This window comes from Mediterranea massiliensis, from assembly GCF_900128475.1.
GTDB lineage: Bacteria > Bacteroidota > Bacteroidia > Bacteroidales > Bacteroidaceae > Bacteroides > Bacteroides massiliensis_E.
Window position 1 is genome coordinate 457,627 of the sequence record NZ_LT635836.1, and the last position, 16,122, is coordinate 473,748.

Genomic DNA, 16,122 nt, shown 5'->3' on the forward strand with positions numbered 1-16,122 from the left:
GCCCATTTCGTAACAGGAAATGGTTTCTAGCCCCTTAGGTGGCAAATAACCAGACTATAAAATTAAGGAAGTAATTCTTATAGAAGAATAGATGAAGAAAAAAACAATTCTGCTGATGTTGCTGGCAATCGTGACGACCGCCAACGCATGGGCCCAGCGAGGAAAACGAGCTATCCAGCGAATAGACCGTGACGTACAGACACGCGTATTCATCCCCAAAGGTACGTGGATGGTGGGAGGAACCGTCTCCTACTCTGAGCATGAACAGGACAATCTGAACTTCCTTGTCATCAAGGACGTCGAAGGAAACGGCTACGACTTCAGCGTTAGCCCCTACATCGGCTACTTCTTCCGTAACAACATGGCTGCAGGTATCCGTTTTGCCTATAACCGCGACTACCTCGACCTGGGTAACCTGGACATTGATCTGGGTGACCTGACCCTTTCCTTCAACGACCTCTACTATCTGGAACATAAATACGAAGTGTCCGGGTTCTTCCGTTCCTATATTCCCATTGGACGTAGTAAGGTGTTCGGTCTCTTCAATGAGATGCGACTCACCTACGGATATGGTGAAGGAAAGAATTCTACTGGTTCGGGCACCGAGTATGACGGTACTTATCAGACCGTGCAGAATTTCCAGATCGGCTTTGCTCCGGGAATGACAGCCTTCATTACCAACTGGGCGGCAGCAGAAGTATCGGTCGGCGTGATGGGTTTCGACTTCAAATGGACTGACCAGAAGACCAACCAGGTGGAAACGGGCAAGCGCCGCGTCTCCTCCGGCAACTTCAAGATAAACCTCTTCTCCATCAATCTCGGAATGACTTTCTACCTCTGACAACATGAAACGAATGATTCAATATAACCTGACCCGCATCTTTGGCATACTGACACTGACCGTCGGTATTCTCTCATCCTGCGCTATCGAAAACGACATTCCCTATCCCATCGTAGAGGCCTCCATCGAATCGATGACCGTGGAAGGCCAACGGGGTGCGGACGCAAACACCTTTACCGCCGCCACCATCAACAAGTCGACACGCACGGTGACCCTCTACGTGAACGACGGTGTAGACATCTCCCGCCTGCAAATTCTCAGCCTGAAGACAACCTCGGGCGCAGAGCTGCTGGCCGACTCGGCAGCCTGCGAGAACTATGCCAAATTTCCGACAGCGGGGTTTGCATCGCTGGACAGCATCCCCCTGTCGTCCAACACACGGGTGAACTTTACGAATCCAGTCACCTTCACCCTACGTACCTACCAGGATTATCAGTGGAAAGTGACAGTAAACCAAATTATTCAGCGGGATATCGACGTGGAGGGCATGACGGGCTGCGTCATCGATGCAGACACGCGAAGTGTTATCATTTACGTTAATCCTGACGACACAGACCTCACAAATCTGAATGTAAAAAAGATGAATCTGGGCGGCGAATATGGCCGCGTGACACCCGATCCAACCCTTCAAAAGGACTATTCGAAACCATCGACCTTCAACGTCAGTTGTTCATGGGAGGAATTTTTTTACGAATGGACCGTCTACGTCTACCCGGACAGCAACGAAAGCGGTAGTAGTTCGGCCAAGGCTTTTGCCATGACTACCCGCGCCACGGTGACAGGCAATGTTCAGAGCGGCAAAACCCCGACGGTGGAATACCGCAAAGAAAGCGAAACATCGTGGAGCACCGTCCCCTCGGCCGACGTCAGCACATCAGGGAACACCTTCAGCGCCACACTGACAGGACTGAGTGCCTCGACTACCTATAAATACCGTATCAGCGTAGACGGCTCGGCTGGTAGCGAACAGACGTTCACCACCGCAGCGGCTACCCCGCTGGAAAACGGCGCAATGGAGGAATGGTCGCAGGACGGCAAGCAGTGGAATCCCTGGGGAGCAGGCAATGACTCTTTTTGGGGCACGGGAAATCCCGGTGCGGCTGCGTTCATCGGTAACCTGACCACTCCGACGGACGAAAGCGTGAAGGGACAAGCTGCCCTACTGGAAACCAAGAATGCCATCATCAAACTCGGGGCAGGCAACATCTTCACAGGTGATTTCGCCTTGGACGGGCTAAACGGTCTGTTGCACTTCGGACGTCCGTTCACAGCTTTTCCCACCGCCCTACGCCTGAACTACAAATACACTTCGGCCACCATCGACATGATAGGCGACAACGTGGGCGACCTGGCCTCCCTGAAAGGACAACCGGATATGTTCCAAGTCTACATTGCCCTGTCTGACAAGTCGGAACCATACGAGATACGCAATGACCCGAAGAACCGCCATCTCTTCGATCCGAACGATGCAAACATCATTGCTTACGGCGAATATACCTCCAGCGAAACAGTGACAAGCTATCAGCAACTGGAAATTCCTCTGGAATACCGCGCAACCAACCGCACTCCGAAGTATATCATCATCGTCGCTTCGTCAAGCAAGTATGGTGACTACTACATCGGCGGCGTAGGCAGCAAGCTGTGGCTGGATGAGATGGAATTGGTTTATGAATGACAAGAAAAGAATAGCGCACATGAAATATATCAAGTCAATCTATATCGGACTGGTGGGGATGCTGATGGCAGCCTGCCAGACGGAGCAGTGGGAAGCCACGCAAGGAGGCTTGTGCATCACCCTTGCCGAAGATGTCAGTATAAGTACCAAAAGTACACCTGCCGAACTGGGGAAACCGACAGCAGAGAAATTTACCCTGAATATCGTCAAGGAAAGTACCGGAGAATCTTTGTATAGCGGCGTATATACTTCACAACCGATTCCAGCCTCTACAGGTACATACACCGTAACTGCCACTTATGGTACAGATTATACCATTGCCCTCGATTCCCCCTATTACAAAGGAGAAGCAACCGGTGTGGAGGTTGAAGCAAATCAGCCTACGCCTGTAACCTTGACGTGCAAGGTGGCCAACGCATTGACATCGATTGTTTATGGAGAGGGACAGATAGATAAATTCAACGACTTGTTCTCCACCTACGGTGTGGAAGTCAAAGTAGGCAATACTAGCGTAACCATCGGACGTAACGGTTCTACCACACAGAGTGCTTACTACCGTGCCGGTTCCACTCCCACATTCACCTTTAATGGAACGCTGAAAGAAAGTAACAAAAACGTCAGCATGGAGATTACCTCAGACAAACTGACGGCTGACGCTTTCCAAGCCGGACAGCATTGCATTTTTACCTTGTCGTTGGAACCTACTACAGCCGGTGCCATCATCACTGTGGAGAAAGTGGAAGTGGAGACAGTTACCATTTCGGAAACAATACCGATGGAGTGGTTGCCAAAGCCGAAAATTGATGCAGAAGGATTTGAAGCAAACAAACTTACGTTTACAGAAACAGAAACTCCTGAAGCGTCTATCAAGCTAAATACTTCGTCTACTTTACAAGACCTAAAAATCAAATTTAACTTTGAAGATTCACAATTCACTGCGTTCAATCAAGAATATACTCTTTCAACGTTAGATGAAGAAACTAGGAAGAACATAGAAGAAACATTAGGGATCTTCTTGCCACAGGTTGGTGATGCAGCGTCAACTATCCAGCTAAATAATCTCATAGCCCAATTACAGACAAAAAATGCAGGCGAAACGACCAATAATACCATTGAATTAGATGTAAAAGCCAATAACCGCTGGAGTAGTGAAGACGCTACTACCAATCGTGTTTATACATTGACTTGTAATAAGCCTGAATTCAGCGTCAGTGTAGATGCAGGGAATTGTTGGTCTAGAGAATTTACGATTAACGAAATTACTGTTACAACCGGTAATGCCGAAATCATAAAAAACAACTTGAAATATCAATATTACAATGGTACCGAATGGATAGAATGTACAACTCGGGATGCCATTAAAGGCCGTACACAGCAATTTAACATAGCAGCAGAAGATATAACACAAAAGAATTATAAAGTACGTGCTCTGTATCGTGATATTATCGCCTCAACAGAAACTGAAGTTTCCTTAGAAATGCCAGAACAATTACCAAACTCCGGAATGGAAGAATGGTATATAGAAGAAAAAAAGAAATCAAGTACATGGCCTTTCCCTGATAAAACATACTACACCTTTCATCCTTATTTAGAAGGTGCTGCTAACTATTCTTGGTGGGATACCAACAATGACAAAGCACAAGGGGGCACAGTAGTGGGAACAATATGGTACGAAGGGTGTTTTGCATCCTGTGTCAGTTATACAAACGATGCCCATGAAGGATCAAAAGCAGCTTTAATATATGTGTCAGGATGTGGTGATGGATACGCCAACACTTCAGTAACCTATGTAGGTGGTGCTATGGTTGGAAGCCTCTTCATTGGCACATATAATTCAGGAATATCCCAAGGCCATAATTTTTCGTCACGCCCTTCTTCATTATCTTTTTGGTATAAATATAAACCATACAACACAGATACCTTTAAAGCAATCATATCATTAAAAAATGGAGATAAAGAGATAGCTACTGGAACATATGAACCAACAGCCTATTCTACAGAAGATAATGAATATAATCAGGCTAATATTATTCTCCATTATAACAACAATAATGAAAAAGCTACTACCATATGTGTTCAATTTTTAGCCTCTAATAAAACATCGCTTAGTGAGAACGACTTTGAGAAAGGCACAACAATAAACTATCCCGTCATTGGAAATTGGACTGTACACATGGGAAGTGTTTTAAAGATTGACGACATCTCCCTCACCTACGACAAATAATATACCGAACTTATGAAACAGACATTCTATATCTTACTCAGTCTCTTCCTGCTAATCAGTTGCCAGCAGGAAGATATCCTGTCGGAACAAGGCAAAGGATACCTCCAATTGACGGATTTATCCCTTGCATCGCCGACCATAGAAAGCCTGCACACCCGTGCTGTGGATGAAGACTTGTACGTGAAGATAATCGGGACAGATATCAACAACACATACGAACCAGGAACATTCCCCAATAAAATAGAACTGGAAGCAGGCGAATATACCCTAAAGGCATATAACGACGCTTATAAGAACAAGACAGCCAATGCCCCGCAATATTACGTAGAAACGACTTTCACCATCGAAGCGGAAAAAGTGACTTATCCTACCATATCTGTACCGATGGTCAATGTCGGCATCAGCCTGGCAACACTGTCCGACGAGCTTCAAGGGTTGTTTAATGACGTTAAACTTTCGTTCTATACGACAAATGAACAAGCAACAACAACCCTTCAACCCGGAGGAATCGCTTACATGGACTATGCAGAAGATATGACCTTTACCTACACGCTGACTGCAACGAATGCAGATAACGAAACCTTCACTACAGAAAGGAAGACCTATGGAAACGTGGAAGGAGAAAAGGTAGAACCGGGACATTGCTACGTCATCACCTATTCCCTGGCTTCGCCCACTCAACTCAAAACAACTGTAAATCCATAACAGTCTCTATGCACCCCAACTCCCCCCGCGCCTGGCTCCTCGCCGCTCGCCCCAAGACACTGACGGCCGCCCTCATCCCCGTAATGCTGGGCTGTGCGCTGGCCTTTGCCGACCGAAAGTTCCAGACGGAGGAAGCGGTGCTGTGCCTGCTCTTCGCCTGCCTGATGCAAGTAGCAGCCAACTTCATTAACGACCTGTTCGACTTCCGGAAAGGCAGCGACCGCAGTGACCGCCTCGGCCCCCAACGGGCCTGTGCGGAAGGATGGATTACGCCACATGCCATGACCGTCGGCATCGGCATCGTGCTGACCTTGGCCTGTGCATGCGGACTCGGCGTATTGTACTTTGCCTGGGGAAGTCTGCCGCACGGCGGATGGGAACTGGTGTTACTGGGCGTGCTGTGCCTGCTGTTTGCGTTTCTCTACACCACCGTGCTCTCCTACCGGGGCTGGGGCGACATGCTGGTACTGGTGTTCTTCGGCTTCGTGCCCGTGGGCGGCACCTACTATGTACAGACGGGGCAGGTGAACGGAGACGTGTGCCTGCTGTCGCTCGTATCGGGACTGGTCATCGACACACTGCTGATGGTGAACAACTATCGCGACCGTGAGCAGGACCGTATCAGCGGGAAACGGACCCTGGTCGTGAGATATGGAGAGCGCTTCGGAGCCGGCCTGTATCTGGGGCTGGGCGCAGCGGCCGTATTGCTCTGCACCGGCCTGGTAGGCAGCGGAAGGCTGACGTGGACGGAATTCGTCTGGGCACCGTGCCTCTACCTCTGCCTCCACTTCCTGACGTGGCGCAACATGGTAAAAATCCGGGAAGGCAAGGAACTGAACCGCATCCTGGGCGCCACTTCCCGAAACATGCTGCTCATGAGCCTGCTGCTCTGTGCCGCTCTCCTCTTCTGAGGGAATGATTATCCTGCCAGCTCCACCACTTCCAGGTCCCGAAACACACCGTCGTCGATGACGAAGCGGACCAACGTGCGCACTTTGTGAAAACCATACTTGCCGGCAGCTCCCGGATTGATGTGGAGCATGCCGAGTGTCTTGTCGTACTTCACCTTCAGGATGTGCGAATGCCCGCTGATGAAGAGCTTGGGCGGGCGCGTGAGCAGACTGCCCGCTATCGAGGGATCGTACTTGCCGGGATAACCGCCGATGTGCTTCATCAGTACCTCGGCACCGCCCGCCGTGAAGCGGAGGGTCTGCGGATACAGACGGCGGAGGTCCTGCCCGTCGATGTTTCCATACACGGCCCGGAAAGGGCGGAAGGCGGCCAGGCGTTCGGCCACCTCAAGCGAACCGATGTCGCCGGCATGCCAGATTTCGTCGCACGGTTCGAAGTATTGCAAGTATTTCTCGTCCCAATATCCGTGTGTATCGGACAGCAAACCTATTTTTATCATCTTTTCATTTGTTTTTGTGTGCAAAGGTAAGTACATTTGCCTTACATTCGCCTAAGAGAGACGGATTAGTTGACAGAAATCCATCAGCTTCTCCCCTCTTTCGCCCTAAATCTACAGTTATGGAATATCAGTTCTTCAAACGAGACATCAGCTGGCTGTCGTTCAACTACCGCGTCCTGCTCGAAGCCGACGACGACACCCTGCCGCTATACGAACGCATCAACTTCATCTCCATCTATTCGTCCAACCTGGAAGAATTCTACAAGGTGCGGGTGGCCGACCACAAGGCCATAGCCACCGGCAAGACGCCCGAAGACGAGGAAAGCGTACAGTCGGCCATCGAGCTGGTGGACGAAATCAACGACGAAGTGAACCGTCAACTGGAGGACCGTATCCGTATCTACGAAACCAAAATACTGCCCGCCCTGCGCAAGCATCACATCGTATTCTACCAGAGCCCGGAGGTGGAGCCCTTCCACCGGGAATTCGTGCGCCGCTTCTTCCTGGAAGAAATCTTTCCCTACCTGGCCCCCGTACCGGTGACGAAGGACCGCATCATCTCCTTCCTGCGCGACAACCGCCTGTACCTGGCCGTCCGCCTCTATCCCAAGACGGAAGAGCCAGACGCTCCCTGCGCTCCCGAATACTTCGTGATGAAACTGCCCTACAGCAAGGTGCCCCGCTTTATCGAACTGCCCAAGGAGGGGAAAAACTATTACCTGATGTTCATCGAAGACATCATCAAGGCCAACCTGGGCACCATCTTCCCCGGCTATCGGGTGGACAGCAGCTACTGCATCAAGATATCGCGCGACGCCGACATCCTGATAGACGACGCCACGAGCAGCAACGAGATCATCGAACAGCTGAAAACAAAAGTGAAGAAGCGGAAGACGGGCGCCGTGTGCCGCTTCGTGTACGACCGCGCCATGCCCCACGACTTCCTGGAGTTTCTGGTAGACGCCTACCGGATAGACCGCAACGAGCTGGTGCCGGGCGACAAACACCTCAACCTGGAAGACCTGAACCACCTGCCCAACCCCAACCCGAACCTGCCACCCATGCAGAAGCCGCAACCCATGAAGCTGACCTGCCTGAACGAGCGGGAATCCGTCTTCGACTACGTGCAGCGGCAGGACCTGCTGCTGCACTATCCCTACCACTCGTTCGAACACTTCATCCACTTCCTCTACGAAGCCGTACACGAGCCCACGGTGAGGGAAATCATGGTGACCCAGTATCGCGTGGCGGAGAACTCGGAGGTGATCAACGCCCTGGTGGCCGCTGCACAGAACGGCAAGAAGGTGACCGTGTTTGTGGAGCTGAAGGCCCGGTTCGACGAGGAGAACAACCTGGCCACAGCCGCCATGATGCAGAAAGCCGGTATCCGCATCATCTACAGCCTGCCCAAGCTGAAGGTACACGCCAAGGTGGCGCTCGTGCTGCGCAAGGACCGCGAAGGCCACAAGCTGCCCGGCTACGCCTACATCAGTACCGGCAACTTCAACGAAAAGACAGCCACCCTCTATGCCGACTGCGGCCTGTTTACCTGCAACCCGGTCATCGTCAACGACCTGCACACCCTCTTCCGCACGCTGAAAGGCAAGGTGGCCGCCCCCGTATTCCACCGCCTGCTGGTGGCCCGCTTCAACCTGATACCCGAACTGAACAAACTGATAGACCACGAAATAGCGCTGGCCAAGGCCGGCAAAGGCGGGCGCATCATCCTGAAAATGAATGCCCTGCAGGACCCTGTCATGATCAGCCGGCTCTACGAGGCTTCGGAAGCGGGAGTGGAAATCGACCTCATCGTCCGTGGCATCTGCTGCCTCATCCCCAACCAGCCCTACAGCCGCCACATCCGCATCACCCGCATCGTGGACACCTTCCTGGAGCATGCCCGCGTGTGGTACTTCGGCAACGGGGGCAAGCCACGCCTCTTTCTGGGTTCGCCCGACTGGATGCGGCGCAACCTCTACCGCCGCATCGAGGCCGTAGTACCCGTACTCGACGAACGCCTCAAGCAGGAACTGACGGACATGCTCTACATCCAGCTGGCCGACCGGCGCAAGGCGTGCTTCGTGGACGAACACCTGCGCAACTGCTGGAAGTCGCCCCACCCGCAACGCGAACAGGTAAGGGCGCAATACACGTTCTACGAGTATCTGAAAGAACGATTGTAACACGATTGTAACATGTATGACAATCACCTGTAACACAAACATCCGTTCTTTGCAAACGGAAATAAAATACACAATTACATCAATATGGAAACAATCTATTTGGGAATCGTTCTCTTCCTGTTCGTCCTCGCCATATTCGACCTTGTGGTGGGCGTCAGCAACGATGCCGTCAACTTCCTGAACTCCGCCATCGGAGCCAAGGCGGCATCCTTCAAGACCATCATCTTCATCGCAGGCATCGGTGTCTTTATCGGAGCAGCCTTGAGCAACGGCATGATGGACATCGCACGGCACGGCATCTACCAGCCGCAGCACTTCTACTTTGCGGAAATCATGTGCATCATGCTGGCTGTGATGCTGACAGACGTCGTACTGCTCGACGTATTCAACACGATGGGTATGCCGACCTCGACCACTGTCTCGATGGTATTCGAACTGCTGGGCGGTACGTTTGCACTGGCACTTATCAAGGTCTACAGCAGTGAAGGTACTTTAGGATTGGGCGACCTGATCAATACAGACAAAGCTTTGTCCGTCATCATGGCCATCTTTGTCTCCGTAGCCATAGCCTTCTTCTTCGGTATGCTGGTACAATGGCTGGCACGTATCGTGTTTGCCTTCAACTACAAAAAGCACATGAAATACAGCATCGGCATCTTCGGAGGTCTTGCCGCCACCAGCATCATCTACTTCATGCTGATCAAGGGATTGAAGGACAGCTCGTTCATGACAGCGGAATACAAGCAGTGGATCCACGAAAACACGCTGACCCTGGTGGCCGCCTTCTTCGTATTCTTCACCATCCTGATGCAGATACTCCACGCCTTCAAGGTGAACGTATTCAAGGTTATCGTACTGATGGGTACCTTTGCACTGGCCCTGGCCTTCGCCGGAAACGACCTGGTGAACTTCATCGGTGTCCCCCTGGCCGGATATTCCTCTTTCATGGACTACACGGCCAACGGACAGGCAGCCGGAGCCGACGGCTATCTGATGACCTCGCTGCTGGGACCGGCCAAAACGCCCTGGTACTTTCTGTTCGGTTCGGGAGCTGTCATGGTAATAGCCCTGGCCACCTCAAAAAAGGCGCATAACGTCATCAAAACTTCGGTCGACCTCTCCCGACAGGACGAAGGGGAGGAAAACTTCGGAAGCACCCCCATCGCCCGTACGCTGGTCCGCTTCAGCCTGACAATGGCCAACGGCATCTCCAAGATTGTTCCCGAAGGCACCAAGCGCTGGATGGACAGCCGCTTCCGCAAGGATGAAGCCATTCTGGCTGACGGAGCTGCCTTCGACCTGGTACGCGCTTCCGTCAACCTCGTGCTGGCCGGCCTGCTCATCGCCCTGGGTACGTCGCTGAAACTGCCGCTTTCTACTACATACGTCACGTTCATGGTGGCCATGGGTACCTCGCTGGCCGACCGTGCCTGGGGACGCGACTCCGCCGTATTCCGCATCACCGGCGTACTGAGCGTCATCGGAGGCTGGTTCATCACGGCGGGTGCTGCCTTCACCATCTGCTTCTTCGTGGCCCTCATCATCTATTACGGCGGCACGGCAGCCATCGTCCTGCTCATTGCACTGGCCGTATTCATGCTCATCAGAAGCCAGGTGATGTACAAGAAACGCAAGGAGAAAGAAAAAGGCAATGAAACACTGAAACAGTTGCTGACCAGCACAGACAACAGCGAAGTACTGCGACTGCTGCAAGTCCATACCCGCGAAGAGCTGGCCAAGGTACTGGCCTTCACGGAAGAAAACTTCGAACGCACGTCGACCTCCTTCCTGCACGAGAACCTGCGCGGCCTGCGCCGCTCCATGGGAGCCGTGAAGTTCGAGAAACAACTCATTAAACAGATGAAACGCACCGGTACGGTAGCCATGAGCCACCTGGACAACAACACGATATTGGAGAAAGGCTTGTACTACTACCAGGGCAATGACTTTGCCAGCGAACTGGTTTACAGCGTGGGACGCATGTGCGAGCCCTGTCTGGAGCACGTGGACAACAACTTCATGCCTCTGGATGCCATCCAGAAGGGCGAATTTGCCGACGTGACGGAAGACATCACCAACCTGCTGCAGATATGCCGCCAACGCATCGAAAGCAACGATTACAACGGCATGGAAGAAGACATCCGCAAGGCCAACGACCTGAACGGACAGCTCTCCCACCTGAAACGCCAGGAACTGCAACGCATCCAGAGCCACACAGGCAGCATCAAGGTAAGCATGGTATACCTGACCATGGTACAGGAAGCGCAGAATGTCGTGACCTACACCACCAACCTGCTGAAAGTGAGCCGCAAATTCCAGGCGGAAGAATAATCCCAATCCCTCAAAGGGGGAACCCTTCCCCCGCATACTCAAGGAGGCTGTGCTCGGCACAGCCTCCTTTGTTTTATCCGACATTCCACCCCTTGACTTCACCCATGCAATGCTCCCCTACAAAAGATACAATGTTCTGCCCCACAAGAAGCAATGTTTTCACCCATAAAAAGCAATGCTTTCATCCACAAGAAGCAATGCTTTACCCATAAGAACGGACGTACGCAACGGGACCTGTGCCCCACCTTCCTACCAACACCAGCCTAACCGCCTCTTCCGGCCGCCACCCTTTGCACCTCACGTACAGACATAAAAAAAGGGAATGCGCTCAAAGCACATTCCCTTTCAAACCATATACAGAGTATTTTTAAGCTTCTTCAGCAACTACTTCGAAAGGAACTTCTACAGAAACTTCCTTGTGCAGCTTGATGAGAGCCTTGTAATGACCTACTTCCTTTACGGCATCTTTCACAACGATGATCTTGCGATCGATGTTGTGACCCAGCTTAGCCAGCTCGTCGGCAATCTGAATGCTGCCTACAGAACCAAAAATAGTACCCGTAGAGCTTACCTTCGTAGCGATGGTCAAAGAAACGCCCTGCAGCTTGGCAGCCAGTTCTTCGGCATCCTTCTTGATTTTCTCCAGCTTGTGAGCACGCTGCTTCAGCTCTTCAGCCAACATCTTCTTGGCAGCCGGTGAAGCGATAACGGCCTTGCCGGTAGGGATGAGGTAGTTACGACCATAACCGGACTTAACAGTCACGATATCGTTCTTATAACCCAAGTTAATTACGTCTTCTTTCAATATAATTTCCATACTATCTCCTCCTTATTATTTCATCATGTCAGTTACATAAGGCAGCAATGCCAGGTGACGTGCTCTCTTAACGGCCTGAGCCACGCGACGCTGATACTTCAGTGAAGTACCGGTAATGCGGCGGGGAAGAATCTTACCCTGTTCGTTCAAGAACTTCTTGAGAAACTCGGGATCCTTGTAATCGATGTACTTGATACCGCTCTTTTTGAAACGGCAGTATTTCTTCTTCTTAACGTCTACTGAGGGCGGAGTTAAATATCTGATTTCTGATTGAACTTGTTGTGCCATGATTAATCCTCCTTTTTACTTGATTTAACACTTCTTCTTTTTGCAGCGTATTCAGCGGCATACTTGTCTTGCTTGAAAGTCAAGAAGCGGATGACACGCTCGTCACGACGGAAATTTACTTCCAGCTTTTCAATGACAGAAGGCTCTGCCTTGAACTCAATCAGCTGATAGAAACCTGTAGACTTCTTCTGGATAGGATAAGCCAGCTTCTTCAGTCCCCAGTTTTCCTCATTTACAATCTCAGCACCTTCAGCAGTAAGGATGCCTTTGAATTTCTCTACCGCTTCCTTCATCTGAACGTCAGACAAAACGGGAGTTAAAATGAAAACGGTTTCGTATTGATTCATAACTCGTTTAATTAAATAAATTTGTTTGATTTAAAAATTGCGGTGCAAAGGTAGGCATTTTATTTTGAACTACAAACAATTCATATTTTTTTCTTATCCAAATATAGGATTTGTCGAAGAAGAAAAGTACCTTTGCAAGGTTGTTTAAGCAATGATTTATGATAGAACAGTTCAATTTTGACATGAGGCTGATATTTGCCATCCTGAACGGAAAGGTATCAGCAGCCATCAACCGCAAGTTGTCGAGGAACTTCCGGCAGAACGGCATGGAAATCACACCGGAACAATGGACCGTCCTCATCTTTCTATGGGAGAAGGATGGAGTGACCCAGCAGGAACTGTGCAACGCCACCTTCAAGGACAAGCCCAGCATGACACGACTGATCGACAACATGGAACGCCAGCACCTGGTAGTCCGCATATCGGACAAGAGAGACCGGCGCACCAACCTGATCCATCTGACCAAAGACGGCCGGGAGCTGGAAGAGCGTGCACGCGTCGTGGCCAACCAGACGTTGAAGGAAGCGCTGAAGGGAGTAAAAATCGAAGAGCTGACCATCGGACAGGAGCTGCTCAAGAAGATATTCTTCAATACCAAGGACTGAATAAAGAGTCGGGGAAACGTCCATTCCCCCATTGAAAGGCATAAAAAACAAACGAAATTTGCCTCTTAATAGTTTTTTTGCACAAATAATTTCGCTTGTTAAAGAATTATGCTTTTCTTTGTGTCAGAATTGCTTTAGAATATAATAAACTATTAAAAATACACACAAATGAAAGGCTTATTGAAAAATTTGGGATTGATATTGATCTTGGTTGGAGCAATCATCTTAGTAGCATGCTCCATGACTGGCAATGTGAACAACAATGCAATCTTGGGCAGTGCTGCCGCCATCATGGTTGTGGGCCTGATTGCCTATATCGCCATCAACAAGCGAATTGCCGATTGATATCCAAGCTGAAAAACTAAAAGGACGGAAACCAGAAGTTTCCGTCCTTTTATTATATATGCCTATCGGCTCCTCCAGCCATCAGTTTTCAGGCTCAGGAGTAATCAGCTTATAGCCCTTGCCATGAATATTGATGATTTCGATGGAGTCGTCCTCCTTCAAGTGCTTACGCAGCTTGGTGATATACACATCCATACTGCGGGCATTGAAATAATTGTCATCAATCCAAATGGTCTTCAGAGCGAAGTCGCGCTGCAGGATTTCATTGGCATGGGCGCAAAGCAAGCCCAATAATTCCGATTCCTTGGTCGTCAGCTTCGTCTGCTTCTCGGGAGTAGACAGAATCTGCTTCTGCGTATCGAACGTAAACTTGCCAATCTTATAGATATTGCTTTCCTTGTTCTTCTTTCCACGCACACGACGCAGGATGGCCTCAATACGGAAAGTCAGCTCTTCCATACTGAACGGCTTGGTGATGTAATCGTCGGCGCCAATCTTGAAGCCTTCCAGTATATCGTCTTTCAGCGTCTTTGCCGTCAGGAAAATGATAGGAATTTCAGCATTGGCGGCACGTACTTCCTGCGCCAATGTGAATCCGTCCTTCTTCGGCATCATTACGTCAAACACACACAAATCGTATTTATTCTTCAAGAAAGCCTTGTAACCGGCTTCACCATCGGGAAACAACTCTGCTGCATAGCCCTTGGCCTGCAAATATTCTCTCAGCAGCATGCCCAGATTCTCGTCGTCCTCGCACAACAAAATTCTCAGTTTCTCGTCCATAATATCAATCAGTTTTTAATTAAAGGTAATGCAATAATAAATTTAGTTCCCACATTCAGTTCGCTTTCGGCCCGTATGGTTCCCTTGTGGTCCGTAATGATTTTCTTCACATAGGCCAATCCCAAACCAAAGCCCTTGACGTCGTGCAGATTACCCGTATGCACACGGTAGAACTTTTCAAATATCTTCTTCAGGTTTTCCTTCTTGATTCCGATACCGTTATCCTGTATCGAAATCATCAGCTTGCCCGGTTCGTTCCAAGTTTTCACCAACAGATGCAAATCCACATCCGGACGCTTATACTTCACCGCATTATCCATCAGATTGAATATCACATTAGTGATATGCATCTCATCGGCAAATATATTCGCATCAGCAGCCTCCAACTCGGTATCAATCTTGCCGTTATAACGTTCCACCTTCAAGGCAAACGTATGGACAACTCCCTTTATCAACTCGTTCGCATCCAGTTCCTTGGGCTTCAACGTAGCCTTCTGACGATCGAACATGGACATCTGCAGCACCTTCTCTACCTGGAACCTCAACCGCTTTGTCTCATCATTGATGACTCCCGATATATGCTGGAACATGGCAGGCGACTTACCTACTGCCGGATCGTTCAACATCTGCGCGGCCAGCGAAATAGTAGAGATAGGAGTCTTGAACTCGTGTGTCATGTTATTGATAAAGTCGTTCTTCATTTCTGTCAACTTCTTCTGGCGGAAGACGATGTACAGCGTAAAAACAAACGTTATCAGCAGCACAAAGGTGAAAATCATCGAAGGGATCATAAAGCTGACCGAATCGAAAATATAATCCTTCTTGCCGGGGAAATGTACTTTCACAATACTCATCCGTGCCGGAGGATCATTCAAGAACAGCGGTTGCGCATACGAGCTTTCACTCCCCTCGTCGCTGTAATCCGAACAACGGTACACTTCCCGTCCCTCACTGTCTACCACCTTAAAGTGATAGTCAAAATCACCGATTCCATTGTCTATCAGCCCCGACTTGATGTATTGGTCCAGGTTCTTGAAATTAACCCTATCCTCAATCGGCTTGTCACTGGCATGATAAAGCATATTGAACACCACATCATCCACCAACGCACGTTGATAAAGATATCGGTTCTTGATCATATCAGTCAACGAGCGCGACGTCTTGGGAATGGTCTTAGCACCATGTTTGCTTGAAATCATGGCCCGAGGCAACACTGCCGGTTTGTTGGCAAAAGTTTTCAGTTCAAGCGAAGACTCAATCTTCCCGTCCGGCGAAGTCATCAGAATGCGGCGTGTACTTATCACCCCGCCATTTGTTCCCTGCGACTGTTCCCAGGCTTTCTTTTCGGCCTCTGAAATATCTTCCCGTAACCAACGGGCCACCTCGGCCGATTCGACATCCTTGGAAGCTGCCATCAACGCCCGCTTCACCGATTCGTCAAACTGCTCATTACGCATCTTTACCATTTCCTCAATGTAACTGATCTGCAAATAAAGCAGACTGAGGAACGAAAGACCCATTACAACACCTAATATCCAAATCGTAGACTTTTTCATAGCGGCAAATT

The 16,122-nt window shown here is 49.9% G+C and carries 15 protein-coding genes; 9 read left to right on the forward strand and 6 right to left on the reverse strand.

All coding sequences use genetic code 11. The features are described from left to right. The first annotated feature begins 91 nt into the window (after window positions 1-91). The 5 genes from BQ7483_RS06630 to menA are packed head-to-tail and all read left to right on the forward strand — an operon-like array spanning window position 92 to window position 6,356. Window positions 92-841 (forward strand): hypothetical protein, encoded by a 750-nt coding sequence (locus tag BQ7483_RS06630; RefSeq protein WP_072545306.1) that lies wholly within the window; start codon window positions 92-94, stop codon window positions 839-841. A 4-nt stretch (window positions 842-845) separates the two neighbouring features. Beyond that, window positions 846-2,516 carry a PCMD domain-containing protein gene (locus tag BQ7483_RS06635; protein WP_072545307.1) on the forward strand — a complete coding sequence of 557 codons (1,671 nt, stop codon included), beginning with the start codon at window positions 846-848 and terminating at the stop codon, window positions 2,514-2,516. 19 nt (window positions 2,517-2,535) lie between these two features. Then, window positions 2,536-4,740, forward strand: a complete 2,205-nt coding sequence (locus BQ7483_RS06640; protein WP_072545464.1) for a DUF4493 domain-containing protein — start codon at window positions 2,536-2,538, stop codon at window positions 4,738-4,740. Between the two features lie 12 nt (window positions 4,741-4,752). Next, on the forward strand, window positions 4,753-5,445 hold the full coding sequence (locus BQ7483_RS06645; protein WP_072545308.1) for a DUF4493 domain-containing protein: 693 nt from the start codon (window positions 4,753-4,755) through the stop codon (window positions 5,443-5,445). Window positions 5,446-5,453: 8 nt separating this feature from the next. Beyond that, window positions 5,454-6,356: a 1,4-dihydroxy-2-naphthoate octaprenyltransferase gene (menA, locus tag BQ7483_RS06650; protein ID WP_072545309.1), complete on the forward strand. Its 903-nt coding sequence runs from the start codon at window positions 5,454-5,456 to the stop codon at window positions 6,354-6,356. An 8-nt stretch (window positions 6,357-6,364) separates the two neighbouring features. On the opposite strand, the gene BQ7483_RS06655 is transcribed toward menA, so the two are convergent. After that, window positions 6,365-6,856, reverse strand: coding sequence for a metallophosphoesterase family protein (locus tag BQ7483_RS06655; protein ID WP_072545310.1), 492 nt, complete (start codon window positions 6,854-6,856; stop codon window positions 6,365-6,367). A 119-nt stretch (window positions 6,857-6,975) separates the two neighbouring features. On the opposite strand from BQ7483_RS06655, the gene BQ7483_RS06660 reads away from it, so the two are divergent. Next, complete coding sequence (locus BQ7483_RS06660; protein ID WP_072545311.1) at window positions 6,976-9,039, forward strand: RNA degradosome polyphosphate kinase; 2,064 nt, start codon at window positions 6,976-6,978, stop codon at window positions 9,037-9,039. An 84-nt stretch (window positions 9,040-9,123) separates the two neighbouring features. Continuing rightward, window positions 9,124-11,370, forward strand: coding sequence for an inorganic phosphate transporter (locus BQ7483_RS06665; RefSeq protein ID WP_072545312.1), 2,247 nt, complete (start codon window positions 9,124-9,126; stop codon window positions 11,368-11,370). A gap of 367 nt (window positions 11,371-11,737) precedes the next feature. Here BQ7483_RS06665 and rplI read toward each other — a convergent pair whose 3' ends face one another. From rplI to rpsF, 3 genes are read right to left on the reverse strand one after another with little or no spacing between them, the layout of a single operon-like run. Next, window positions 11,738-12,187 carry a 50S ribosomal protein L9 gene (gene rplI, locus BQ7483_RS06670; protein WP_022020415.1) on the reverse strand — a complete coding sequence of 150 codons (450 nt, stop codon included), beginning with the start codon at window positions 12,185-12,187 and terminating at the stop codon, window positions 11,738-11,740. 15 nt (window positions 12,188-12,202) lie between these two features. Then, window positions 12,203-12,475: a 30S ribosomal protein S18 gene (gene rpsR, locus BQ7483_RS06675; protein ID WP_022020414.1), complete on the reverse strand. Its 273-nt coding sequence runs from the start codon at window positions 12,473-12,475 to the stop codon at window positions 12,203-12,205. Between the two features lie 2 nt (window positions 12,476-12,477). Next, window positions 12,478-12,822: a 30S ribosomal protein S6 gene (rpsF, locus tag BQ7483_RS06680; RefSeq protein ID WP_022020413.1), complete on the reverse strand. Its 345-nt coding sequence runs from the start codon at window positions 12,820-12,822 to the stop codon at window positions 12,478-12,480. A 158-nt stretch (window positions 12,823-12,980) separates the two neighbouring features. On the opposite strand from rpsF, the gene BQ7483_RS06685 reads away from it, so the two are divergent. Then, entirely contained in the window at window positions 12,981-13,427 is a 447-nt protein-coding gene (locus BQ7483_RS06685) for a MarR family winged helix-turn-helix transcriptional regulator (RefSeq protein WP_022020412.1), read from the forward strand. A gap of 168 nt (window positions 13,428-13,595) precedes the next feature. Further along, entirely contained in the window at window positions 13,596-13,772 is a 177-nt protein-coding gene (locus BQ7483_RS17885) for a hypothetical protein (protein ID WP_022020411.1), read from the forward strand. Window positions 13,773-13,853: 81 nt separating this feature from the next. Here the strand turns inward: BQ7483_RS17885 and rprY are convergent, their stop codons facing one another. Both rprY and BQ7483_RS06695 read right to left on the reverse strand, forming a co-directional pair. Then, window positions 13,854-14,555, reverse strand: coding sequence for a response regulator transcription factor RprY (rprY, locus tag BQ7483_RS06690; RefSeq protein ID WP_022020410.1), 702 nt, complete (start codon window positions 14,553-14,555; stop codon window positions 13,854-13,856). 8 nt (window positions 14,556-14,563) lie between these two features. Beyond that, window positions 14,564-16,111 carry a sensor histidine kinase gene (locus BQ7483_RS06695; RefSeq protein WP_022020409.1) on the reverse strand — a complete coding sequence of 516 codons (1,548 nt, stop codon included), beginning with the start codon at window positions 16,109-16,111 and terminating at the stop codon, window positions 14,564-14,566. Between the last annotated feature and the right edge of the window lie 11 nt (window positions 16,112-16,122).